The following is a 25,396-nucleotide window of genomic DNA, read 5'->3' on the forward strand; positions in this document are numbered from 1 at the left end:
CTCTTTCTAATTTCCCCCAGACGGGGAAAGGATATAGAGCTTAAATAAAAGTTTAAAAGGATAATAAAATGACGATTTTAAAAGATATGAATGAATTAGATTGGATAGATATTTGCGCTTTAGATGATATCACTGCGAATACAGGTGTAGGTGCTTTGATTGGCGAACAGCAAATTGCCATTTTTCGTGTTGCAAATGAAAAACGTGTCTATGCCCTAAGTAATCAAGACCCGTTCAGTAAAGCTTTTGTCATGGCTCGAGGCATTATTGGCGATCTACAAGGCGAGCGGGTGGTGGCGTCACCGATTTACAAACAGCATTTTAGCTTGGCGACAGGACGTTGTTTGGAAGATAAAGATCAAAAACTCTTGGTTTTTCCAAGCAAAATTGAAAATGATCGTGTCATGATCAGCCCGATACCACAAAAAACCTATATTACCAATAATGCTTCTTCTCAAGAGAAAATGAAGCTGGTGCTGATTGGGAATGGTTTGGCAGGGATGCGTTGTCTAGAAGATCTGCTCGATATGGCACCTGATCGCTATGAAGTGACCGTGATCGGTGAAGAACCATGGGGGAACTACAATCGTATTATGTTATCGCCAGTGTTATCGGGAGATAAAACCATTGATGACATTATGTTACATCCACATGCGTGGTACAGTGATAAAAATATTCGCTTCATAGCAGGCGATCCTGCGGTCAAAATCGACCGTCCACGTAAACAGGTCTATACCGAAAAAGGCTTAATGGTGGATTATGATCGCCTGATTTTAGCGACAGGTTCTAAACCTTTTGTCCCACCGATTTCAGGTGCAAATTTAAAAGGGGTGATCAGCTTCCGTGATATTTATGATGTCAATACCATGCTCGACTACTGCAAAGACAAAAAAAATGCCGTCGTCATTGGTGGTGGATTATTGGGGCTAGAAGCTGCATACGGACTAAAACAACGTGGTATGAATGTCACTGTATTACATTTGATGGATCGCATTATGGAGCGTCAATTAGATGCTAAAGCAAGCCAAATGTTGCGTCATAGCATTGAAGCAAAAGGCATTCAGATTATTACCGAAGCCAATACTGAAGCTTTATTGGGTGAAAATGGGCACGTCAAACAAGTCTGTTTAAAAGATGGCACAGTATTAGAAGCTGATTTAGTGGTTTTTGCGGTGGGTATTCGTCCGAACATGGCTTTGGCGCAAAGTGCAGGACTACGTTGTAACCGTGGTGTCATGGTCAATGACACCATGCAAACTTATGACCCAAGCATTTATGCGGTTGGGGAATGTATTGAGCATCGTAATCAAACCTTTGGTTTGGTTGAGCCACTGTGGGGACAGGCGTTTATTTGTGCATCACACTTGGCAGAGCATGGCAGTTTAACCTTTAAAGCTCCAACTGTGCCAACGCAGTTAAAAGTCAGTGGTTGTGATGTATTCTCTGCGGGTAACTTTGAACCTAAAGATGATTTTGAAGACATTATTCTAAATGATGAAAAACGTCAGATTTATAAACGTATTATTATTCAAAAAGATAAAGTCATCGGTGCGGTGTTGTTTGGTGATACTGAAGACGGTGCATGGTATGCAGAACTGATTTCTGATCAAACGCCAATTTCTTCGATTCGTAATAAATTGCTCTTTGGTAAAGATTTTGCTTTAAAGAAAGCAGGGTGATTCATTACTTATTAGCTAAATCCCTCCCAACCTCCATTTAGAAAAGGGAGGAGTATCGTGTATCTACTTTTTTGTAGTGATGCAATTACTCCCTCCTTTATTAAAGGAGGGATGGGGAGGATTAAAGCTTATGTACAAAAAATTATTTTTGCATTGATCGCAGTGGACTGAACCAAAGATACCTAATTTAGGAGCATCGCAGAAAATGAAGAGTATCCCTGTAATGGAACTGCATAGCTCCACAGAAAATATAATCAAAACAACAGATACAACTTGTCCTTATTGTGGTGTGGGATGTGGTGTCACCGCAACAGTGCAGGAAACTGCTCTAGGACAAAAAGTGTCAGTGGTTGGGGATCAAAAGCATCCATCGAATTACGGAAAACTGTGTATTAAAGGCAGTAATCTCGCCGATACAGTAGGTTTAGAAACTCGTGTGTTACATCCAATGTTTGGACGTAAAGTCGAGTCAGAACATACCTATGCCTATACGCGTCAAACAGCAGACTGGGATACAGCTACAGATTTAATTGCCAATAAATTTCAACATTATATTGATCAATATGGACGTGACAGTATTGCTTTCTATGTGTCAGGACAGTTGCTGACGGAAGACTATTATGTGGTGAATAAATTTGTCAAAGGCTATCTCGGTACAGCCAATATAGATACCAATTCACGGCTCTGTATGTCCTCTGCTGTAGCAGCACATAAACGTGCATTTGGGGAAGACCTCGTTCCTGCAAGTTATCGAGATTTTGAACATACCGATATGGTGGTGCTTGTAGGTTCAAATACAGCGTGGTGTCATCCTGTTCTATATCAACGAATTATGAAAGCCAAAGAAGAGCGAGATTTATTCGTTGTGGTGATTGATCCACGTTTTACTGCGACTTGTGAAGCTGCTGATTTACATTTACCGATTTTAATTGGTCAAGATGTGGCGCTTTTTAATGGTTTATTGCAATATCTTGTAGAAAATGGTTATGAAGATCATGAATTTATTGCAAATCATACACAAGGTTTAAATGCTGCTTTAGACAGTAGTTTAGCTGAAAAAAATATTGAAGATGTTGCTGTTAAAACAGGGATTTCACTTGAAAAATTACAATTATTCTTTGAAAAATTTGCCCAAACTGAAAAGGTGATGACCTTATTTTCTATGGGGGTCAATCAGTCCTCACGTGGGGTAGATAAAGCCAATAGCATTATTAATTGTCATTTATTAACAGGGAAAATTGGTAAATTAGGCGCAGCACCTTTTTCCATGACAGGACAGCCCAATGCGATGGGAGGTCGTGAAGTCGGTGGCTTGGCGAATATGTTAGCGGCTCACTTGGAACTTGAAAATCCTGCGCATCAACAATTAGTACAAGAATTTTGGCAGAGTCCTTATATTGCCAAGCAAGCGGGGTTAAAAGCGGTCGATCTATTTGAAGCTGTTGAAAGCGGTAAAATTAAAGCCATTTGGATTATGGCGACCAATCCTGTGGTGAGTCTACCTGATGCAGATCAAGTCAAGCGTGCTTTGGAAAAATGTGAATTTGTGGTGGTGTCTGATATTTGCCAAGATACAGATACGACTCAATATGCAGATGTACTGTTGCCTGCGCTCGGTTGGGGGGAAAAAGACGGTACAGTCACTAATTCAGAACGCCGTATTTCCCGTCAAAAAGCCTTTTTAGATGTCCCGATGCAAGCCAAAGCCGATTGGTGGGCAGTATCACAAGTGGCAAAAAAATTAGGATTTGAGGGTTTTGATTTTGAAAATAGTCATGACATTTTCAAAGAGCATGCTCAATTATCAGCTTATCAAAATGCTGAAATTTCAAAGCGTTCAGAGATCGATCATTTCCGTTATTTTAATTTACAAGGACTGACAGATCTTTCCGTTGATGAGTACAACCAACTTAAACCTGTTCAATGGCCCATAGTTCGACCTGATCAATCGAATGATGATTATGCACAATTATTTTCCAATGGTCAGTTTAGCCATGCCGATGCTAAAGCCAAATTTATTGCCACTGTAGCAATTGATCCTGTGCATCAAACAAATCGTGAATATCCGCTGATTTTAAATACAGGGCGGATTCGGGATCAATGGCACACGATGACACGTACAGGTTTATCTGCCAATTTAAGTACGCATAAAGCCGAGCCTTTTTGTGAAATTCATCCTCAAGATGCCTTAAAGTTCGGGGTTCAAGATGGGGAGTTGGTGGAGATTCAATCCGCATGGGGTAACTGTGTATTGCGTGCAACTGTAAGTGATCATATTCGCCGTGGGCAGGTTTTTGCACCGATTCATTGGAATGATCAATTCGCATCAGATGCACGGATTGGTAAAGTGGTGAATCCTGTAGTAGATACCATTTCAGGAGAACCTGAATTTAAACATACGCCTGTGATCATTCATCCATTTTATACGCAGTGGCAAGGCGTATTTTATGTCAGAGATAATTTTGCTCATTTAGTTAAAAACAGTATTGAAAATGTCGTGTGGTGGACAAAGATTCAGACGGCAAAAGCGGTGCGTTATGAACTCGCAGATCGTCACCGTTTTAGTCAAACCACGGAACGTTTAAAAGAATTATTGCCTTTAGATGATGAGAGTTTTGAATGGCTCAATCTTGAAGATCAAACCGCACATATTAGCCACACGGTGGTGTTGCAAAATGGACAATTGGTGGCAAGTTTATATATTGCACCGAAAGCACTTTTACCTGATCGGGATTGGGTGGCGAGCTTATTTAAACGTGAACGTCTGAGTGCGATGCATCGTAAGGCTTTACTTGCAGGACAAGCCATGTCGATGGGCAATAACGAAGGTGCTTTGGTCTGTAGCTGTTTTAAAGTCGGCAAAAATCGCATTATTCAGACCATTAAAGAAAATAATATTTCCAATGAAAAACAAGTCACAGCCTGTTTAAAAGCAGGTGGCAACTGTGGCTCATGCTTACCTGAAATTCGCGGTTTGATTAAAGCGTGTCAAGCGGAGGCGACTGAATGAAAACAATTCTGAAAAATATCAGCATGGGAAAAGATTATCCACCAACGGAATTGGTCATTTTGGCAGGTGGTCAGGCACGGCGCATGAATGGCTTAAATAAATTATTGCAAAAATTTGATGATCAAATCCAACTGATTAAAATTCATCAACAGCTTAAAAGTAAAGTCACTCAGGTATGGGTCAATAGTCATCGGGATGATTCTATTTATCAAAAATTGATTCCCAATATTCATTGTTATCAAGATGATGAAAAGGGTTTTCATGGTGCTTTGATGGGAATGAAAAGTGCATGGTCACATGTGCAAAGTGATTATGTGTTATTTGTCCCATGTGATGTGACATTTATTCCCAAACGTGTGCTTGAAAAACTGCATCAGGCTTTAGCACGTAATGCTTTGGCAGAAGTGGCGTATGTAGAAATCAATGGAACAGCACTCTATCCATTTTGTTTGGTAAAGCGCAGTGCTGTACAAGTCATCGCTATGCATCTTGCACAACAGCAGCGCAGTTTAAAACAGTGTTTTGCTGATTTGCACGCTCAAGTTGCAACTTTTAAAAATCACGCACTGTTTTTTCACAGCATTAATTCTTTGGATGAATTACAACAATATCGACTCTTGAAATCTCTTTAGATTTAAACCATCAGTATTTTATTTTCAGTAAAAACTCTCTTTTGCGTAATGTTGGAACACTTTTTGCAATTTTATTGTCAATAAAATGATGCAGTTTTTAAGTTTTAAAAATTGAACTTAAACAGTGCGAAAGAGTCTGTGTATGAACGCAATATCACATCGTAATATACAAAATGGCACAAGTCCCTTTGAGGATCAATTTGGTCGCCAAAAGCGCAAACTGAGAATTTCAGTGACAGACCGCTGTAATTTTAAATGTGTTTATTGCATGCCTGAACATCCACAGTGGATGAGAAAACAGGATTTACTCAGTTTCGAAGAACTCTATCAATTTTGTGATTTTATGGTGCACCGTGGTATTAAACATATCCGCATTACAGGGGGCGAGCCTTTAATGCGCCAAGGTGTGGTGCATTTTATTACCGAGTTACAACAGCTTAAAAAAAATGGACTCAAAAAAGTTTCGATGACTACCAATGCGCATTATTTAGCGCAATATGCTGCGGCATTAAAACAAGCGGGACTTGATGATTTAAATATCAGTTTAGACAGTTTAGATGCAGAGCAATTTCTAAAACTGACCCAAAAGCAACTACAAGCTGTACTTGATGGCATTCAACAGGCTCAAGAGGTTGGATTACCAATTAAAATCAATGCCGTTCTGATTAAAGGCATGAATGAAGATCAAATTCTACCTTTGGCACATTGGTCAATTCAAAATCACTGTGTTGTCCGTTTTATCGAATTTATGCCCTTGGATGGTGATGCGCAATGGTCAAAAGCGCATGTCGTGACTGAACAAGAGATTTTAAATATATTGAAACAAGATTTTGAGGTCACAACCCAACAGGGAAAATCTTCAGAACCTGCTCGGCAATATTTAATTAATGGTCATCCAATAGGGATTATTTCCACAATTTCCAATTCTTTTTGTGGGACATGTGATCGTTTACGTTTAACTGCAAAAGGAGAGTTTTATAACTGCTTATTTGCACCGCAAGGCATTGATCTGAAAACACAAATTCAAGGATTAAATACACAGCAGAGTGATGCAAGAATTAGGCTACATCACACTTTGCTGGAATATATTTGGCATAAAAAACAAGGTTTTGATGCGATTCAGCAGGAAGAGTCCACATTTAAAATATCTGCGAAAAATATCGAATCTCGCAAAATTAGTATGTATATGATTGGAGGTTAAGATGACAGATCAATGCAGTAGTAGCAAAGCGATTACAGTTAAAGTGCAGTGTTTTGGAGCAATCGAACGACAACTGCCACAAGATTTACATCTGCAATTTTCATCTCAAGTCATGATCATTGATGTGCTTGCTGTTGTAGTGCGGACATATCCTGAATCTTCTGCGCTGTTGGAACGCTGTGCTTGTGCGGTAGGCGAGGACATTATTCCACGTCAAAGCCTATTGAATACAGATACAACCTTAGTTTTATTGTCCCCTGTGGCAGGAGGTTAAGTTGATGAATATACAGGTTAAAACACCCACCAAAGATTTTAAACGCATTCAGGATGTACCTTTAAGTCAAGATAGCTTCGATGCAATTCAGGTTTTTCCTGAATGTGGTGGCATTGGCATGTTTATTGGAACAGTACGCAATCATCATGAGGGCAAAGCCGTTCAGGCACTGAAATATACCTCCTATGCACCTGTATCAGAAAAAATGATTCGTCAAATTGAACAAGACATTCAGCTTAAATACGGCGTGTCTTATGTGCGGGTAATTCATCGGGTTGGGGTATTAGAAATTGGTGAAAAAGCCATTATTGCGATTGCCTATGCAGCGCATCGCCGTGAAGCCTTTGCTGCCTGTGAGGAAGCGGTAGAACGGGTAAAACACGAAGTACCTGTATGGAAAGAGGAATTTTATGTGGATGGCACAAGTCAATATGTTGCAGGATGTTGTATTCGTAAAGATTATGCTGATTCAGAACAGATGACATCGCATTCTCATCATCATGGCACATGTGATCATCAACATACAGATGATGCTGAAAGTATAGATTTTACTGAGCAGGAATGGATGTAAATTCAGATGCTTTTCTATTCTTAAAACCATGATCTTTAAAATTAGAAACAGGAATGTGAAATGAAAAATGTGGGCATGAAAGCAGACAGTTACCGTACCGCAGTGGCAACAGGGATTTTACATGCACCGTCACATTGCATCGAACTGTTACGCAATGGTAATACTGAAAAAGGCGATGCGCTCAAAACAGCACGTATTGCAGGGATTTTGGGGGCGAAAAAAACCGATGAACTGATTCCTTTATGTCATCCCTTACCGATTTATCGAGCTGATGTCGACTATGAGCTGTTTGAAAAGCATGTCGAAATTATTGCTACTGTAGAAACAATAGGACCTACAGGGGTCGAAATGGAGGCTTTGACAGCAGTCAGTTTGGCAGGATTAACCCTTTACGATATGTTGAAGCCACATTGCGAACCTGAGGATTTATTGCTTGATGGTATCCAATTACAAAAGAAAAAGGGTGGAAAGTCACATTTCACTCGTATCCTCAAAGAAAGTCTATCGGCTTCGGTGATTGTACTGTCTGATACTGTTGCCGCAGGCAAAAAGCCGGATACCGCAGGACAGAATGTTTTAGAGATTTTACAGGAAGCCAATTTTAGCAATATTGCCTATCAGGTCATTCCTGATTCACCTGAGCAACTTTTAGCGTTAATCGAACAACAAAAAAATCACTATCCCTTGATTTTAACTGTGGGGGGTACAGGACTTGGACCGAAAGATCTGACTGTAGAAACCATTCAACCTTTATTAAAACGTGAAATTCCCGGTTTGATGGAAGCTTCTCGCAGTTTTGGGCAACGCCGTACACCCTATGCTGCGTTGAGTCGTGGCGTGGCAGGTTATATTGAAAATAGTTTGGTAATGACTTTGCCAGGGAGTCGTCAAGGTGCATTGGAATCTTTAACTGCAGTTTTACCTGCTTTAGTTCATCTATTTGATGTACAAAAGAATATTCCACATCAAGGGGGATATTTATAATGTCAGGATGTGGTGCAGAACACGGCTTAATTTCTGTTGATCAAGCTTTGAATTTAATTGTAGAAAAAACCCAAGCTTTATCAGTGGAAAGCATTCCACTACAACAAGCTTTAAATTTTTATTTGGCTGAAAATGTCTACTCACAGATCAATTTACCCTTATTTTCACAAAGTGCGGTGGATGGTTATGCAATTTGTGCAAGGGATGAGATTGAAGCAGATACGGTATTTGAATTGATTGGAGAAATTCGGGCAGGGCAAACAACCGATCTATTTTTGCAGCAAGGTCAAGCCATGCGGATTTTTACAGGTACAAAAATTCCTGTAGGAACAACTACGATTGCACGGCAGGAAATCGTAGATTTACTTGATTCAAATCAAATTAAAATTACAGAACAATTAAAACAACATGCTGATCTGCGAGATGTAGGCGAAGAAATTGCCATTGGGCAATGTCTAGCAGAGCATGGACAACAACTTTCTGTTGGGGCAATTGCAGCCTTGAGTATGGCTGGCATTCAACAAGTTAAGGTTTATCAATACCCTAGAATCGCTGTGGTGATCACTGGTGATGAAGTGGCTGAAACAATAGAGGATTTTGCATCAGGTCAAATTTTTGATGCCAATGCGCCGTTGATTCGAGCATGGTTTGCACAGCGTAACCAACAGGTCGATATTTTCCATGTGCAAGATACAGCGGAAGAAGTAAAGACCTTACTACATGATTTAACTGAAAATTATCAATTAATTTTGACCACAGGCGGAATTTCTGTTGGTGATTATGATTTTATTCGTCCTGTGGCTTTAGATTTAGGCTTTGAACAGATCTTCTGGAAAATCAAACAGAAACCAGGTAAGCCTATGTTTTTTGCCGAACTATCCAAAGTTGATCAAACACATTGTTATTTGTTGGGTTTACCGGGCAATCCTGCTGCTGTCTATGTGGGTATGCAGATTTATACGGCAACATTATTAAATGCGTTACAAAGTCAAAAACAGCTCCCGCAATGGTTTCAGGCAAGGCTCAGTCATGATTTAAAAGCGGATACACGGGAGCGTTTTCTGAGAATGTCAGCCCATTTTGAACAGGCAAATTTAACAGTAAAAAGTTTAGGCAAACAACAATCTCACATGTTGAGTAATTTGATGCATGCCAATAGTCTCGTACGCATTCCAGCACATGAACAGATGCAAGCAGGGCAAATCGTGCAAGGTATTTTTATTTAATTCAAATTTATTGATGATGAACAATAAAAGAGGAAATTCAATGATTAAAAAAATGCTTTTAGCGAGTGGATTGATCTCTTTTGTGGGCTTCAGTCATGCTGAAACCGTTAAAGTCTATGCTGCTGCAAGTTTAACCAATGCACTGACGGATATTGTCGAAATCTATGAAAAACAGCATCCTCAAACCGATATTGTCCCTGTTTTTGGCGCATCTTCAGCGCTCGCCAAACAAATTGAAGCAGGTGCAAAAAGTGATGTGTTTTTCTCTGCTGATGTGGACTGGATGAATTATTTAATCAAAAAGCAGATGATTCATGCGCAACAGGTCAAACCATTATTAAGCAATCAATTGGTGGTGATCAGCCCGAAAAACTTGAATATTTCATTCAAAGCACAACCCAATTTTAATTTTGCTCAAGCCTTTAAAGGACGTTTATGTACAGGGCAAATGGAATCTGTACCTGTTGGAAAATATGCCAAACAAAGCTTAATTAAACTCAATTGGTTGGACAGCTTAAAGGGGCGTATTGTTGGAACTGACGATGTACGTTCAGCTTTGGCATTTGTAGAAAGAGGTGAGTGTGAAGTAGGAATCGTCTATAAAACCGATGCTTTAATCAGTCAAAAAGTTAAAATTATTGGGACATTTCCACAAAATAGTCATCATCCGATTATTTATCCAATGGCTTTGACCAAACAAGGTGAAAAAAATGCTGATGCACAGCAATTTAATCAATTTGTGCATCGCAATCCTCAGGCAAAAGCAATTTTTGTGAAATATGGTTTTATTGTAAATCCATAAATCAGCCGAATTGATCGATGAACCTATTTAGCCTTAGCCCCGAAGAATTCAGCGCACTATATTTGTCTGCAAAAGTTGCGCTGTTTGCAACGGCATTTAGTTTGCCTTTTGCTATTGCATTGGCATGGGTTCTGGCGCGTTATGATTTTAAATTTAAAGTCATTGTCGAAGCTTTTTTACAACTCCCGATGGTTTTACCGCCTGTGGTCTTGGGTTATCTCTTATTGATTTTATTTGGTAATCAAGGATTTATTGGACGATATTTATCTGCAATGGGCTTTGAATTGGCATTTAATTGGAAAGGGGCAGTACTGACTTCAATGATTGTTGGTTTTCCTTTACTTGTGCAACCAATTCGCTTGGCATTTCAACTTTCAGATCGGCACTTGGAAGAAGTTGCACAAACTTTAGGTGCAAGTTTCAGGCAAATATTCTTTAAAATATACTTACCTTTGGCATATCCAGGCATTTTGATGGGCTGTATTTTAGGTTTTAGTCGTAGTCTTGGTGAATTTGGCGCAACGATAACATTCATTGGTAATATTCCTGATGAAACCCGTACCATTCCCATTGCGATTTATTCATTTTTACAACAACCTGACGGGGAAATCATGGCAATGCGTTTGGTTATATTGTCATTGATTTTGGCATTTGGAGCTTTGATTGTTAATTACCTTGTTCTTCACAAATACAAAAATGAACCAAATGGATAATATTGGGAATATTTTAAATATTGACTAAAAAATGAATGTATTTCTTTTATTTATATTACACTCTTATTGTTTAAAACTCTTTGAATAATAAATGGTTATAATTAGTTCACTTACTTTCCCTTTCATAAGCTTGTTCATCAAAAGAAGATGAACAAGCATTTGTGTGCAGATTATTAAAATCGTATGATCTTACCAACTATATTTGATACCTACTTGAAAGTTGGTTGGTGCACCATAGTAACTATTTAAAGTTGATAAATGATATTTCTCATTCAATAAGTTATTAACATTTAAATTTGCTGTGAGATTTTCATTGAATTTATAACGCGCCATTAAATCAACTATGCCATAGCTCCCTTGTTCAGATTTAAATGAATCAGTACGTGTGATATATGTGTAAATATCACTTTGCCAACGGATTCCAGCACCTACGGTTAGTGCCTCATCTAACTGTGGTAATGTATATGAAGTAAATAATTTAGCTGTATTATTTGGGACATCACTATTTAAGTTGTTACCTTTACTATCTTGGGAAATATTGCGTGTAAAACTCGCTGAAATTTGCCATAAATCAGAAAGTTTACCAGTAGCTTCTAACTCAATCCCACGGCTTTTTGTACCTGATTCAGCACGATATGGCGACACTTTTTGTCCATTCGGTAGCGTAATTTGCGGTGCACCAGTAATTAAAATAGCTTTATTGTCTTCTTTTGTTTGGTAGATTGCAGCACCGATATTTAACTGATTATCAAAAAATTCACCTTTGACCCCAATTTCAGTACTATTACCAATCAATGGATCGATAAAATTTCCATTTACATCATATCGATCTTGTGGTGAGAAAATAGTGGTATAGCTAGCATAAGCTGTCCAATTTGGGGTGAAATCGTATGTTAGCCCTACATAAGGAATGATTTCATTTTCTTTTTGCTTTTTGTTTGTCGCTGTGCCACCAGTTTCTGGATTAGTTTTTGAAATTCGTTCCCAATCATCAAATCGAGCACCGATAATCATGGCAAGTGGGTCACTTAGTTTTAAACGAGCAGCACTAAATGCAGAAAGGCTTTTTTCATCCGTACTATACCAGCCATTAGTTTTTAAATCTGGTTTAGCTGGGCTGTAGCCATCCCAAGTAAAAATATTATCTATAGTGCTAACATTCCAACCCGTTGAGCTAGGACGTTTATTTTTACTTTTGGCATAAGTAGTTCCAACAACAACTTCATGCGTTTGATTCAACAAATCAAATGAGCCATTCACGGTTAAATTGAATAAATCTTGGGTAGGTTTATAGTCCCAACGCGTTGCATAAAGCACACTACCAGCACCAGTTTCTTTATTTATTCCAGAACCAGAAAATACATAGCCGACAATTTCATCAGAAGAGGTAATGGTACGAGATGCAACCCCTTTTATTTTCCAATTATCATTAAGCTGATGCTCAATATCGGCAAAATAGCCTGTCGTTGAGCGATCAGATGTTGCCCAATTTGCGGCAGCTGAATCAGATCGTGACCAATTAATCGCTGTCCCATCTGTATAATAGGTAGGTAAACCACTACGAGCAATGCCATCTATATCAATCTGTTGATAACTCACGCCAAGGCTGGCTTTGGTTCTATCATTCAAATCTGCTTCAACAACCCCATAAGCGACTTTTCGTTCCTCGCTATAACGGTCTATATATGAATCACCTGTTTGATATGCAAATACTGTACGTCCGCGGATTGTACCTTCTTTATTGAGTGGGCTAGAGACGTCGAGATCAGTACGGTATGTATCCCATGAGCTGGCATTTGCACTCACAGATGCTTTAAAATCTTCTAATGGTTTCTTGCGTACCATATTGATACTTGCACTGGCTGTACCTGCACCAGTCATCAACCCATTCGCTCCACGAACAATTTCAACTCGATCAAAAAGTGCTGTATCTTGGCTTTGAAAAATACTGGAATATGAATTGAGTAGTTTTATACCATCTAATAAATAACTATCTACAGTTTGACCTCGTGCATAAATTGGAGAGTTGTCTGAGCCGATATTCCCCCCTTGTTTAATGGTTAATCCTGCGGCTTGATTGGCGACATCCATGAGCTGAGTAAGATTTTGATCTTCCATTTGTTGTCGAGTAACAACACTCACTAATTGTGGAGTTTCTTTTAATGACAGTGTTAAACCTGTTGAGGCTGTTGTTGCCTTGGCTGTATATGACTTAGTCCCTTCTGTCGTTAATGGGTTTTCTTGATTTGCCGTGACTATTATTGCGGGTAATTGTGTAACTTCACTAGCGGAAACGTTCAGATCTTGAGTTGTTGTATTTACTTGAGTTGTGCTGAGTTGGGAATGCTGAGTTTCACTGGCTATTTTGTGATGTGGTTTAATACTAAAACCACCATTTTCAAGTCTAACAGCTTCTAAATTGACAGGTTGTAATAACTTTTCTAAAGCTTGTTCAGGTGAATATTGTCCCTGTAATCCATTACTATTTATTTTTGAAAACGCTTGTGCATCATAGCTAATCGTTATTCCTGTTTGAATCGCAAGCTGTTTTAAAGCTTGGTCAAGTGTGCTTTTGTTTACTTTGACTGTTTGTGTAGTTGCTGCATATCCACTGGTTGATAGTACTCCTAATGTAAGTGCTGGAGTACTTAGTAGAACTGCCCGAATAGCAATAGCTAATGTGGTTTTTACTTGAAATTTCGACATAAATTTGCATCTGAAAGAATGTTTATCTATTAGTCGAATGAATAAAAAAAAGAGCTCATTGTTTTACGATTTTTTTATATGTTTTGAAATTTAAAAGATATTTTTTATTGCTATTGAGCAATCAACAAAGTTCAAACTAATACTTTTCAACATGGAGTATATATGGACTATAAAATTCTAATTTAAGACCGTTGGCATGAGCGATAGTCTCAAGGCTTTGATCAATGTTTACTAAGGAAAATACACCTGAAATTTTAATATTTTCAATATTTTGATCTATATAGTAAGTACCTTTCTGGTAGCGATATAATTCGTATAAAACCTTTTTGAGAGACCAGTTTTCAACGACGAGTAAATGTTGAGTCCAATAGGGTTGGTCATTTTTTAAAGGGATTGCATTAGATATATGTTGTGCATTAAAAACAGCACGAAATCCTTGTTTGATTATTTTTTCTTTTGCAAGCTCAGAGGAGTGAATGGCTACAGCATGTTCATAAACATTTAATTTAGTTTTCTCCTTTTCTTGCCGTACAGTAAATTGAGTACCTAATGCTTCCAATTCGCCATTTGAAGTGCTCACGAAGAAAGGACGTTTGTAAGCGTCTTTTGCAGTCTTTATATAAATTTCACCTGTAATAAGTTTAATTTTCCGTGATTGCTTTGTGTATTCGACATTGATGTAGCTATTGCTGGCGAGTATAAGTTGGGAACCATCTTCTAAAGGAATATTCTTAATTTCACCAATATCAGTGTGATAGTCAGCTTGCCATTTTGACCAAGGTAATTGATACAAAAAAAATGTGAGCATAGAAAGACCGATTATGCTCAATAACGTATTATTTTTTAAAGTTTGATGAAATTCATTCTTTGAATGAGCAAAAGATTGATGTTTTAAATTTACGGGTAGTTCATTGAGTCCTGAGATGATTTTTTGCACTTGCTCAATGGCAAGTGCATTTTCAGGTTTTTGATTTTTCCATTGTTCAAATTGTTGATATTGTTCATCATTGACTTCTCCAGAATGTAGAATTACGAGCCAATCAGTCGCTTCATCTAAAACTTGTTCGGATAGTTTTTCTGGATTTGCCATAAGTGAATTTAAATTATTGTTGTAAGCTTATACAAGCAAGAAAAGCAAGCTTCATATCGCGTTTTACTGTTGCTTCAGAAATTTGCAACTGTTCTGCAATGGTTTTGTAAGTCAAACCATCAAGTTGTGATAATAAAAACACTTGAGTTGCTCGTGCGGGTAATTTTTCCAAGACTTTATGGACTTGAAATAAAGTTTCTCTAATACAGATTTCATGTTCAGCAGATGGATAGTACTCAGCAGGCAATTGGGCTAATGCCTCTAAATATAAACGTTCAACCTGTTGATGACGCCAATGATCAATAATGACATGTTTGGCAATGCCGAGTAACCATGCTTTGGGTTCTTGAATATTTTCATGTTGATAATGGCTTTTTAGAGCACGATAAAAAACTTCCTGACTTAAATCTTCAGATTGATGATGATGTTGAAGTTTATGCTTAAACCAAGAGAGTAAAGTCGTTTGATGTGCTTGATAAACATGGCTAAACCATAACTGCTTATGTACATTTAAATTCATCGAATAGCCTTAAAACAGAATCAATCAAATCCAATTTCAAGTAAAGAAATAGAATTTAATAAAAATATTTGTTGAATCTTAATGATAATCATTATTAAATGCAATATTATTACTTACACAAAGTAACATTTATTTTGAGCTGTTTATCTATCTCATCCGTCTTAGTAGGTAACGATGCGTAATCACTGTATTACGTTTGCAATGTTAGTGGTCTAGTCATGAAATCCCATTCTTTCAAACTCAATGCTCAACAGCATTATCGATTTACTGTGTTTATACGCATTTTACTTGCCGTATTTGGTGGTTTTGGTGTGGCAAATTTAACAGTTGCTATGGTGGGATTATTCTTTCCAAGTCAACAGGCAATTGCCACATATACAGGTTTTTTGCTCAGTTTTATTGTTTGGTTGGTGTTGATCTTGGCTGTATTTAGTATGAAAAGTACTTTGAAAACAGTCTGCTTATCCATTGGTCTGTTATTGAGTCTTGGTTGTATCGTGAGTGCCTTAAAAACTTGGGGGAGTATATGAAAGAGGGCTTTCGTCAAAGTATGGCTTGGCTTCATACATGGACAGGTTTAGTTGTTGGTTGGGTTTTGTTTTTTGTATTTTTAACGGGCACAGCAGGTTATGTTCAAATTGAATTGACACGCTGGATGCAGCCTGAACAACCTTTACAGTCCAATGTATTGGTTTCTGAAAAAGAACAGGTTGATAAAGCCTATGCGTATTTAATGCATCATCCTGAAGCACAAACAGCTGAACGTTGGGGGATTAACCTACAAACCAATCAACGTGGTGCAGATGCATTTGCAGTGAATTGGACTTTGCCACCAAAAGAGGAAGGACAACGGGGTAAGTATCAGAAAGAAGTGCTTGATGTTTCATCGGGTCAACCTGTTTCAGAGCAAATTAAACCACGTGAAACGGGTGGTGGTTTTACACTTTATCGTATGCATTATGCTTTGCACTATATTCCTTATGATTGGGGTATTCAGATCGTAGGCATTTGTACGATGTTTATGTTTGTTGCCATTATTTCGGGCATTATTACTCATAAAAAAATATTTAAAGATTTCTTTACCTTTAGACCCGCCAAAGGTCAACGCTCTTGGTTGGATGCGCACAATGTCATTAGTGTGATTGCTTTACCTTTTTATATCATGATCACCTATAGCGGTTTAATTTTCTTTGCCAATGCTTATATGCCTTTGGGCGTCCCTATGGTGTACGGTGCGGGAGAGAAAAATACAGAGCGTTATTATGCTGAGCTTTATCCAACAAATTCACGTTTTAATAAGGAGCATTCTGCTGTTCCACGAACAATGGATGAAATACAACAAAAATTTGTCCCTATTCAACCTTTACTCACAAACGCTCAAAATGAATGGGGCGGGGCTGGTAAAATCAGTCAGGTAAATTTTTATCCTGATCAAGGTAAAACACCTGCAAAAATTGAATTCTACCAAACGGGTAGTGAAACGATTGCAAGAAAACGAACATCTTTAAGTTTTGATTTATATACAGGTCAAAAGATTGTTCAGGAAAAGTCCAATGAGGATAAAGCACCAATGGTCTTTGGTACAACAGTACTGGGATTACATGAGGGCTTATTTGCATCACCATTTGTACGTATTTTATATGTGCTGACAGGACTTTTAGGCACTGCCATGATTGCAACAGGTTTAGTGCTGTGGACAGTCAAACGCCGACCAAAACAATTAAAGTCAAACCGAATGAGCTTTGGGCATGCACTTGTCGAACGCTTAAATATTGCCATGATTGCAGGTTTACCTCTTGCCATCGCGGTATATTTTTGGGCAAATCGTTTGATTCCTAGCGAATTTGCTAACCGTGCCAATTGGGAAGTGCATTGCTTATATATCACGTTATTGTTGAGTTTTGTTTATGCCTTGAGTCGACCCATTGTCCGAGCTTGGATTGAGATATTGGCTTTTGCTGCTTTGGCTTATTTATTGTTGCCTATCCTTAATTTTATTACGACAGATCGTCATTTGGTTGTATCACTGCGTCATCAAGATTTCGCTTTAGCCAGTATAGATTTGGGATTTATTTTCCTCGGGGTCATCTTGGCGTGGGCAAGTTATCGCGTGTGGAGTAAGCGGGATTCTATTTTAAAACCTGTTGTTAAAAAAGCCAAAAAACCACGTGTTGCTCAGACAGATGATGTGACTGAAATTCCGCGTTCAGAGGAGTTGTCATGAGCATTGTGTCGATCAATATTTTAACTACGATATTTCTAAGTTACCTCGGATTATTCGCTTTGAATCTTTCAATGGAACGCAATGCAAAATTGGTTTTAAAAGCACCATTGTCTTTGAAAAAAAATCAGATCATCAAAGTTTTGGGATGGAGTTTTCTAGCACTTTCATTATTGCACTGTATCTGGGCATGGGGAATCTCTATAGGCATTGCTGCATGGTTTGGTGTGATTACGCTCATCGCTGGCATCATCGTCTTTATTCAATCTTATCAAGCACGATTGAATTTAAATTTATCAAGTATGGCTTTTTTGATTGTGATTGGATTGCAATTTTTTCGACTGTAAATGAGTGAGTTTTTATGAGTGATTCAACGGTAGATGTAACAAAGAAGCATCATTCTTTCGGTCGAAAATTGAAATATGGGATTGGCTTTTCTTTATTGATTGTTTTGATTATTGGGGGGGTGTATTGGAAAAAAGTCTCCAATAAACCCAAAGAAGAATATAGCCAATGGAGTAAGCCTGTTCCTGTACGTATCGTCCCTGTACAGCGCAATAACTTAGATGTTGAAATTAAAGCCATTGGTACCGTTGTCCCTGTCCATACTGTGAATGTGCAAAGTCAAGTTTCAGGGGTATTGCAACAGGTTCATTTTAAAGAGGGGCAATGGGTGAAAAAAGGGCAATTGCTTGCTCAAATTGATCCTGCACCATTTACAGTGGCTTTGGCACAGACTGAGGGTACAAGACAGCAAAATCTTGCACAACTGCAAAGTGCAGAAAATGAGCTTAGTCGTTATCAATTATTATTTAAGCAAGATTCTATTGCAAAGCAACAAGTTGAACAACAGCAAGCTTTGGTAAATCAGCTTAAAGGGCAAATCCAATCCAATCGTGCACAGGTTGATGCAGCAAAACTACAATTGTCGTATAGCAAAATTTATTCACCGATTGAGGGACGTGTTGGTTTTAAGCAAAAAGATGTAGGAAACTTGATTCAAGCCAATGAAAGCACTGCTTTGGTGACCATCACGCAAGTTCACCCGATCTATGTGCAATTTGCCATCGCTGAGAATCATCTCGCAGGATTACGTGAAACCTTAAAATCAGGTCAACAGGTCAAAGTCAGTGCATGGGACAAAGCTGAACAGCAGCAGCTCGCAGTGGGTCATGTGCAAGCTTTGGACAATCAAATAGATGTTAGTACAGGGACTTTAAAGCTAAAGGCGACATTTGATAATCGTGATGATCGCTTATTTCCAAATCAATTTGTCAATGTTCGTTTAAATGCACAGACCATTCAGAATGCTGTCAGTATTCCGAGTGATGCTGTGCAGTATGGTGCAAAAGGCACGTATGTTTATATCATCAACAAAGACCATAAAGCTGAGGTTAGAAGCCTAAAATTGGGTCTAAGTAGTAATGGTCAGTTCGAAGTTTTAGCAGGTTTAGACGGTACTGAAAAAGTGGTACTTGAGGGAATTGACCGACTTTCAGATGGTAAAGAAGTTCAAATTATTTCTGATGAGCAAAAACATCGTCCTGTAACGGAATCTGCTACTGGATAAATCATGAATATTTCAAGGTTCTTTATTTTACGTCCAGTAGCAACAACGCTTCTGATGTTGGCATTGCTAGTCAGTGGTCTGCTTGTTTGGCGAATGCTTCCTGTATCTGCGTTACCGCAAGTGGACTATCCAATTATTCAGGTGTATACCTTTCAGCCAGGTGCAAATCCAGACACTGTACAACGAACCATTACTGCACCACTTGAACGTGAAATGGGGAAAATAGCAGGCTTAAAACAGATGTCCTCCAATAGTTCAGTTGGGGCATCTGTGATTACATTACAATTTGATCTCCGTGCTGAATTGGGTGTCGTCGAGCAAGAAGTTCAGTCTGCATTAAGTACTGCAAGTAGTAAGTTACCGAGTGATTTACCTACGCCACCGATCTATCGCAAAGTCAATCCTGCTGATGTTCCTGTGATCACCCTTGCGATTAGCTCAGAAACCTTACCCTTAACCACTGTATATGACATGGTGGATACTCGAGTTGCGCAAAAGCTGTCGCAATTGACAGGTGTAGGAATGGTCAGTCTTGCTGGTGGACAGCGACCTGCAATCCGAGTGCAAATGAATCCAACTGCATTAGCGAGTTATAAAATGAGTGCTGAAGATGTTCGATCTGCCATTCATTCTGCCAATGCAAATCAGCCAAAAGGTAGTTTTGATGGACCATTTCGTAGCACAATGTTGGATGCTAATGATCAGATTCGTTCAATTGCGGATTATGAAGCTTTAATTCTTCGTTGGAATAATGGAGCACCCATTCGCCTTAAAGATGTTGCGACCATTATCGAAGGTAGTGAAGATCGCTATATGGCAGCATGGGCAGACAGCCAATCTGCAATTTTAGTGAATGTGCAACGTCAACCGAATGCCAATGTGATTCAAGTTGCTGATCAAATTAAACAAGTTTTACCGGAACTACAACAAAACTTACCTGAAAATGTCAAAATTCGTATTTTGACTGATCGAACTGAAAGTATTCGTAGTTCGATTCACGATGTGCAAAAAGAATTAGTTTTTGCAGTATGCCTAGTGGTGATGGTGACATTCTTATTTTTAAGAAATCTCTCTGCCACCATTATTCCGAGTATTGCCGTACCGCTGTCGATTATCGGTACATTTGTTTTAATGTACTTTTTAGGATTCTCAGTCAATAACTTAACCCTCATGGCGCTGACTATTGCCACAGGTTTTGTGGTCGATGATGCAATTGTGATGTTGGAAAATATTGCCCGACATCGAGAGTCAGGCGAAAGCTTGTTACAAGCGGCACTCAAAGGTTCACGAGAAATTGGTTTTACCCTGATTTCACTCACTATATCGTTAATCGCCGTGCTTATTCCTTTATTGTTTATGGGCGATGTCGTGGGGCGTTTATTCCATGAATTTGCCGTGACTTTAGCAGCGGCTATAGCATTATCTTTGGTTGTTTCTCTCACGCTTACTCCGATGATGTGCGCTTATTTACTTAAAAATACGAAACACAGGGCTTCACGTAGCCGATGGAGTTTGGATTGGGTGATTCAGCAATATGGCAAAGGTTTAGAATGGGTATTTAAACATCAAACTTTCACTTTGGTCGTGATGTTGAGTACTGTCATGTTGGCAGGTGTCATGTATTGGATGATTCCTAAAGGTTTCTTCCCTGTACAAGACAGTGGTGTGATTCAGGTCGTCACAGAAGCACCTGATGATATTTCGTTCCAAGCCATGAGTGAACGTCAACAGGCTTTGGCACAACAAATTTTAAAAGATCCTGCGGTTGAAAGTTTATCCTCCTTTATTGGTATTGATGCTAATAATCCGAAGCTCAGTAATGGCCGAATCCTGATTAATCTGAAACCTTATGCTGAACGTGATCCCGCATCACAAGTGATGACTCGTTTGCGAGGAGAATTTGATCAAGTCAAAGGTATTCAAGGCTGGATGCAGCCTGTGCAAGAGTTGAGTATTGAAGATAAAATTAGCCGAACGCAATATCAATTGAGTCTTACTGCAACTCGCAGTGCAGATTTAGAGCAATGGACACCTATTTTAGTTGATGCTTTACGTAAACAGGCTGAATTTGCTGATGTCACTAGTGATGGTGGCGGATTAGGCTTACAAGCTTTTATTGATGTCAATCGTGATGCAGCAGCACGTTTAGATTTAAATATTGAAGACATTAGTTTAGCGCTGCAAAACTTGTTTGCACAAAGACAAATTGCCACTTTATACACGCAGTCGAACCAATACCGCATCGTGTTGGAACTCGCTCCAGAGGTGACACAAGGTTTTGATGCTCTCGCACAGACTTATATCCACAATAAAAATGGTGAACCGATTCTACTCAGTTCAGTGGCAACAATTGTTCAAAAGCGTGTACCAATTCTGCTACAACAACAATCACAATTTCCAGCCAATGGGGTGTCATTTAATCTGGCACAGGGCGTGGCATTGGGTGATGCAATTCAGGTGATTCATCAAGTTGAACAAAAACTCAATTTACCGATAGATGTCAAAGTGAAATTGCAAGGTGCTGCGGCAGCCTATGAAAATTCAAAACAACATACATTTTGGTTAGTGATTGCTGCGATTGTCACTATGTATATCGTATTGGGAATTTTGTACGAAAGCTTTATTCATCCTATTACCATTCTTTCCACATTACCCTCAGCAGCAATTGGAGCTTTACTCGCCTTGTTTATGGTCAATCGACCTTTAGACATGATCGCTTTAATTGGCATTATCTTGTTGATTGGTTTGGTGAAAAAAAATGGCATCATGATGGTGGACTTTGCCTTAGCTGCTCAACGTAATGAAGGTTTATCGCCTCAACAGGCAATTCACCAAGCAGCACTCATGCGTTTCCGTCCTATTTTAATGACCACTTTAGCGGCATTAGTCGGGGCAATTCCATTGATGTTGGCATCAGGGGCGGGGGCGGAGCTGAGACAACCGCTTGGCATTGTCATGGTGGGGGGATTGTTGCTCAGTCAGGTTCTGACACTCTTTACTACACCTGTGGTGTATTTGTTTTTCGATCGCTTACAGCAGTCATTTAGCCAATCAGATGCAAGCTCATTTGTAAGCGATGATGTTGGGAGAGAGTCTTGAAATTACTCTCAGCCTTTATTCATCGACCTGTTGCAAGTGTGCTAATTGCCATTGCAATTGTACTATTAGGTGTTTTGGCATATTTGCGCTTACCTGTTGCAGCCTTGCCCCAAGCAGATATTCCAACCATTGTGGTGCGGGCAAGTTTACCTGGGGCAAGCCCTGAGAGTATGTCTGCTACAGTAGCAACACCACTGGAACGTGCCATGATGGGCGTGTCTGGGGTGAAAGCCATTAACTCGTCAAGCAGTCAAAGTTCAGCGCAAGTGGTGCTACATTTTGATTTGGCAACAGATATTAATGAAGCCGCAAGAGAAGTACAAGCCGCCATTAATGCTGCAATGTCTCAGTTACCCTCAGGTATGCCAAGTCCACCTGAATATTTCAAAGTGAATCCAAGTCAAAGTCCTATTTTTTATTTGGCATTGAGTTCACAGCATTTATCGGCAGGTAAATTATACGAAGTTGCCAGTGATTTGTTACAGCCGAATTTGGCACAATTGAGTGGGGTGGGGGAAGTTTCGATTGATGGTGCTTCTATGCCAGCGGTGCGGATCACCTTAAATCCCAATGCGCTGATTTCACAAGGGGTAAGTTTAGAACAGGTGCGTGAAGCGATTGTTAAAAGCAATCGTACACAAGCACTCGGTGTGATTGAAACTGAGCAATTACGTTGGCAAGTGGCACTTTCAAACCAATTAAAAACAGCTGAAGATTTTGCCAATCTTCCTATTCATAAAAGTGCTCAAACGATTGTACGGTTAAAAGACGTTGCAGAGGTTCAAGATTCAGTAGAAAACCGTTATGTCAGTGGTTTTCATAATGGTCAAGCTGCGGTCATTATTAAAATTAGCCGACAACCCAATGCTAATACAGTTGCAACCATTGAGAAAATTAAACAAAGATTGCCTGAATTACAAATGATGATGCCTGAGGATGCAAAACTCACCACAGTAATGGATGGTTCGAAAATTATTCGGGCAGGTTTGGACGAAGCACGAGAGACCTTATTATTTTCGATCATTTTAGTGGTGATTGTGGTGGCTTTGATGCTTGGACGAGTACAAAGTGCATTGGTGCCTGCTGTTGCTTTGATTGTAGTGTTGATTGGTGCAAGCAGTTTGGTGTATTTGGCAGGGTTCTCACTGAATAATTTGTCCATTATGGCGGTCATTGTTGCCATTGGACTTGTCGTTGATGATGCAATCGTGGTGCTTGAAAATATTGAGCGTCATATTGAGCAAGGTGAGCAACCTATTCAAGCTGCATTAAAAGGCATTCAGGAAGTTGGGACAACATTAATTGCCATGAATTTGGCTTTGGTGGTGATCTTTATTTCTATTTTGTTTATGGGCGGTGTGATTGAGCGTTTATTTAGAGAATTTTCTTTAACTTTAGTGTTCATCGTTATTTTATCTGTTGTCATTTCTTTAATATTTACACCAAGTTTATCGGCACGTTGTTTGAAACCATTGCCAAACGATCAAGCTCAAACTTTATATCAATATAGTCATCGTTGGATGCAGAAGCTTAATCAGGCTTATATCACCTCATTAAAATGGATGCTCAGACACAGTTATCTGGCGATTTTATTGTGGATCAGTGCAATCGCAGGTTCTGTTTATGTGTATCAGACTTTGCCTAAACGTGTATTACCTGAGCAAGATACAGGGCAAGTTGATGCATTTATTCGGGGCGATGATGGATTCTCATTTCAAATTATGCAGCCCAAAATTGCGGCTTTTAGTGCGTACTTATTAAAAGATCCTGCTGTGCAAAATGTCGTAGGTACATCAGGAGGTTCAGGTGGTACAACCAATTCATCTTTGATGGTGAGTTTAAAACCTAAAGCAGAACGCGATGGTCAAAGTGCGCATGATGTTGTCGAGCGTTTGAAACAAAATGCGCCGTGGCAGGCAGGCGCAATTTTTTCGGCACGTGTAAAACAGGAACTCGAACTTGATGATCCATTTGGTGGCAGTGGTCAGGATTATATGTTGCTTTTGCAATCTGACAATGTGGCTTTGTTACGTGAATGGGTACCTAAAGTTGCTTTGGCAATGCAAAAACTACCTCAACTTGAAGAGGTTGAATCCATGGGGGATGAAGGTGCACAACACGTAACGCTTGATATTGACCGTGAGGCTGCTCAACGCTTAGGGGTAAATATAGAAAGTATCGCCAGTGTGTTAAATAACTCATTTTCACAGCGTCAAATTTCAACGATTTATGATCAAACGCAACAGTTTCATGTGGTGATGGAAGTCGATAAACGCTTTACTGAACAGCCTGAATCATTAGCACATATCCGCGTACCCAATCAGCATGGTGAATCAGTTCCACTGAGTAATTTTGCCACATGGTCTTATGGTATCAGCAATGATCGAGTTTACCGCCGTAATCAGTATGCAGCGATGGGCATTGGCTATGTGGTTAAACCTGAATATAGCAATGAACAAGCCGATGCTGCGATTCGTTCAGTTTTACCTGACGTCATGTTACCAAACGAAATATTTATGACCAGTGATAAAGAGGCTGAAGCTCAAAGCTTACAAAGTGGATTAACTACACCTGTGCTGATTTTAGCGGTGATTTTGTTAATTTATATTGTTCTAGGCGTGACTTATGAAAGCGTGGTACATCCGTTTACGATTTTATCCACCATCCCCGCAGTTGCCTTAGGGGCATTATTGACGCTGTGGACATTCGGTTTTCATTTTAGCTTAATCGCTTTGTTGGGCATGTTTTTACTGATTGGTGTTGTGGTGAAAAATGCCATTCTTCTGATTGATTTTACTTTGAAGGAAAGGCGGGCAGGAAAATCAGCCAATCAAGCCATATTATCAGCTGCGGAACTACGGTTTAGACCCATTTTAATGACCAATACCGCAGCGTTATTAGGTGCTATTCCATTGGCACTCAGTTGGGGCGAAGGTGCTGAATTACGTCAGCCTTTAGGTGTCGTGATCGTAGGTGGTTTGGCGCTTGGGCAATTACTCACCTTATATACCACACCTGTGTTGTATCTAGTTTTAGAAAAAAGTGCTGAATTTTTTAAAAAATCGAAAAAAGTGCATGTAATTGGTTGAGGGAAATAG

19 protein-coding genes are annotated in these 25,396 nt (G+C 39.2%); 16 read left to right on the top strand and 3 right to left on the bottom strand.

The window, feature by feature from the left end; translation table 11 throughout:
• Positions 1–68 precede the first annotated feature (68 nt).
• The 10 genes from nirD to modB all read left to right on the top strand — a co-directional run bounded on the left by nirD (position 69) and on the right by modB (position 11,092).
• A complete protein-coding gene (nirD, locus tag BEN71_RS06695) occupies positions 69–1,679 on the top strand; it encodes a nitrite reductase small subunit NirD (RefSeq protein WP_068973973.1) in 1,611 nt (536 codons plus the stop codon).
• A gap of 205 nt (positions 1,680–1,884) precedes the next feature.
• A complete protein-coding gene (locus BEN71_RS06700) occupies positions 1,885–4,689 on the top strand; it encodes a nitrate reductase (protein ID WP_068973974.1) in 2,805 nt (934 codons plus the stop codon).
• Positions 4,686–5,321 carry a molybdenum cofactor guanylyltransferase gene (gene mobA / locus BEN71_RS06705; protein ID WP_068973975.1) on the top strand — a complete coding sequence of 212 codons (636 nt, stop codon included), beginning with the start codon at positions 4,686–4,688 and terminating at the stop codon, positions 5,319–5,321. The genes BEN71_RS06700 and mobA overlap by 4 nt, the downstream gene beginning before the upstream one ends.
• 142 nt (positions 5,322–5,463) lie before the next feature.
• Positions 5,464–6,522, top strand: a complete 1,059-nt coding sequence (gene moaA, locus BEN71_RS06710; RefSeq protein ID WP_068973976.1) for a GTP 3',8-cyclase MoaA — start codon at positions 5,464–5,466, stop codon at positions 6,520–6,522.
• A gap of 1 nt (position 6,523) precedes the next feature.
• The gene (locus BEN71_RS06715; protein WP_068973977.1) at positions 6,524–6,796 is read left to right on the top strand and encodes a MoaD/ThiS family protein; all 273 of its coding nucleotides are present in this window, start codon (positions 6,524–6,526) and stop codon (positions 6,794–6,796) included.
• Positions 6,797–6,800: 4 nt separating this feature from the next.
• Positions 6,801–7,367 carry a molybdenum cofactor biosynthesis protein MoaE gene (locus BEN71_RS06720; protein ID WP_068973978.1) on the top strand — a complete coding sequence of 189 codons (567 nt, stop codon included), beginning with the start codon at positions 6,801–6,803 and terminating at the stop codon, positions 7,365–7,367.
• A 60-nt stretch (positions 7,368–7,427) separates the two neighbouring features.
• Positions 7,428–8,351, top strand: coding sequence for a bifunctional molybdenum cofactor biosynthesis protein MoaC/MoaB (gene moaCB, locus BEN71_RS06725; protein ID WP_068973979.1), 924 nt, complete (start codon positions 7,428–7,430; stop codon positions 8,349–8,351).
• Positions 8,351–9,577: a molybdopterin molybdotransferase MoeA gene (locus tag BEN71_RS06730; RefSeq protein WP_068973980.1), complete on the top strand. Its 1,227-nt coding sequence runs from the start codon at positions 8,351–8,353 to the stop codon at positions 9,575–9,577. The genes moaCB and BEN71_RS06730 overlap by 1 nt, the downstream gene beginning before the upstream one ends.
• Before the next feature lie 40 nt (positions 9,578–9,617).
• Positions 9,618–10,379, top strand: coding sequence for a molybdate ABC transporter substrate-binding protein (gene modA, locus BEN71_RS06735; RefSeq protein ID WP_068973981.1), 762 nt, complete (start codon positions 9,618–9,620; stop codon positions 10,377–10,379).
• A 17-nt stretch (positions 10,380–10,396) separates the two neighbouring features.
• Positions 10,397–11,092, top strand: a complete 696-nt coding sequence (modB, locus tag BEN71_RS06740; RefSeq protein WP_068973982.1) for a molybdate ABC transporter permease subunit — start codon at positions 10,397–10,399, stop codon at positions 11,090–11,092.
• A gap of 189 nt (positions 11,093–11,281) precedes the next feature.
• On the opposite strand, the gene BEN71_RS06745 is transcribed toward modB, so the two are convergent.
• The 3 genes from BEN71_RS06745 to BEN71_RS06755 form a co-directional block, all read right to left on the bottom strand.
• A complete protein-coding gene (locus BEN71_RS06745) occupies positions 11,282–13,798 on the bottom strand; it encodes a TonB-dependent siderophore receptor (protein WP_068973983.1) in 2,517 nt (838 codons plus the stop codon).
• 136 nt (positions 13,799–13,934) lie between these two features.
• Positions 13,935–14,888 (bottom strand): FecR domain-containing protein, encoded by a 954-nt coding sequence (locus BEN71_RS06750; protein ID WP_068973984.1) that lies wholly within the window; start codon positions 14,886–14,888, stop codon positions 13,935–13,937.
• Positions 14,889–14,901: 13 nt separating this feature from the next.
• Positions 14,902–15,408, bottom strand: coding sequence for a sigma-70 family RNA polymerase sigma factor (locus BEN71_RS06755; protein ID WP_068973985.1), 507 nt, complete (start codon positions 15,406–15,408; stop codon positions 14,902–14,904).
• A gap of 218 nt (positions 15,409–15,626) precedes the next feature.
• Here BEN71_RS06755 and BEN71_RS06760 point away from each other — a divergent pair, with 218 nt between their 5' ends.
• The 6 genes from BEN71_RS06760 to BEN71_RS06785 are packed head-to-tail and all read left to right on the top strand — an operon-like array spanning position 15,627 to position 25,387.
• Positions 15,627–15,938 (top strand): hypothetical protein, encoded by a 312-nt coding sequence (locus tag BEN71_RS06760; protein ID WP_068973986.1) that lies wholly within the window; start codon positions 15,627–15,629, stop codon positions 15,936–15,938.
• Positions 15,935–17,632 carry a PepSY-associated TM helix domain-containing protein gene (locus BEN71_RS06765; protein WP_068973987.1) on the top strand — a complete coding sequence of 566 codons (1,698 nt, stop codon included), beginning with the start codon at positions 15,935–15,937 and terminating at the stop codon, positions 17,630–17,632. Before BEN71_RS06760 ends, BEN71_RS06765 begins: the two co-directional genes overlap by 4 nt.
• A complete protein-coding gene (locus BEN71_RS06770) occupies positions 17,629–17,976 on the top strand; it encodes a DUF3325 domain-containing protein (protein WP_068973988.1) in 348 nt (115 codons plus the stop codon). Before BEN71_RS06765 ends, BEN71_RS06770 begins: the two co-directional genes overlap by 4 nt.
• A gap of 14 nt (positions 17,977–17,990) precedes the next feature.
• Positions 17,991–19,199: an efflux RND transporter periplasmic adaptor subunit gene (locus BEN71_RS06775; RefSeq protein WP_068973989.1), complete on the top strand. Its 1,209-nt coding sequence runs from the start codon at positions 17,991–17,993 to the stop codon at positions 19,197–19,199.
• Between the two features lie 3 nt (positions 19,200–19,202).
• On the top strand, positions 19,203–22,298 hold the full coding sequence (locus BEN71_RS06780; protein ID WP_068973990.1) for a multidrug efflux RND transporter permease subunit: 3,096 nt from the start codon (positions 19,203–19,205) through the stop codon (positions 22,296–22,298).
• Positions 22,295–25,387, top strand: coding sequence for an efflux RND transporter permease subunit (locus BEN71_RS06785; protein ID WP_068973991.1), 3,093 nt, complete (start codon positions 22,295–22,297; stop codon positions 25,385–25,387). Before BEN71_RS06780 ends, BEN71_RS06785 begins: the two co-directional genes overlap by 4 nt.
• Positions 25,388–25,396 lie beyond the last annotated feature (9 nt).

The sequence above is a fragment of the Acinetobacter wuhouensis genome, from assembly GCF_001696605.3.
GTDB lineage: Bacteria > Pseudomonadota > Gammaproteobacteria > Pseudomonadales > Moraxellaceae > Acinetobacter > Acinetobacter wuhouensis.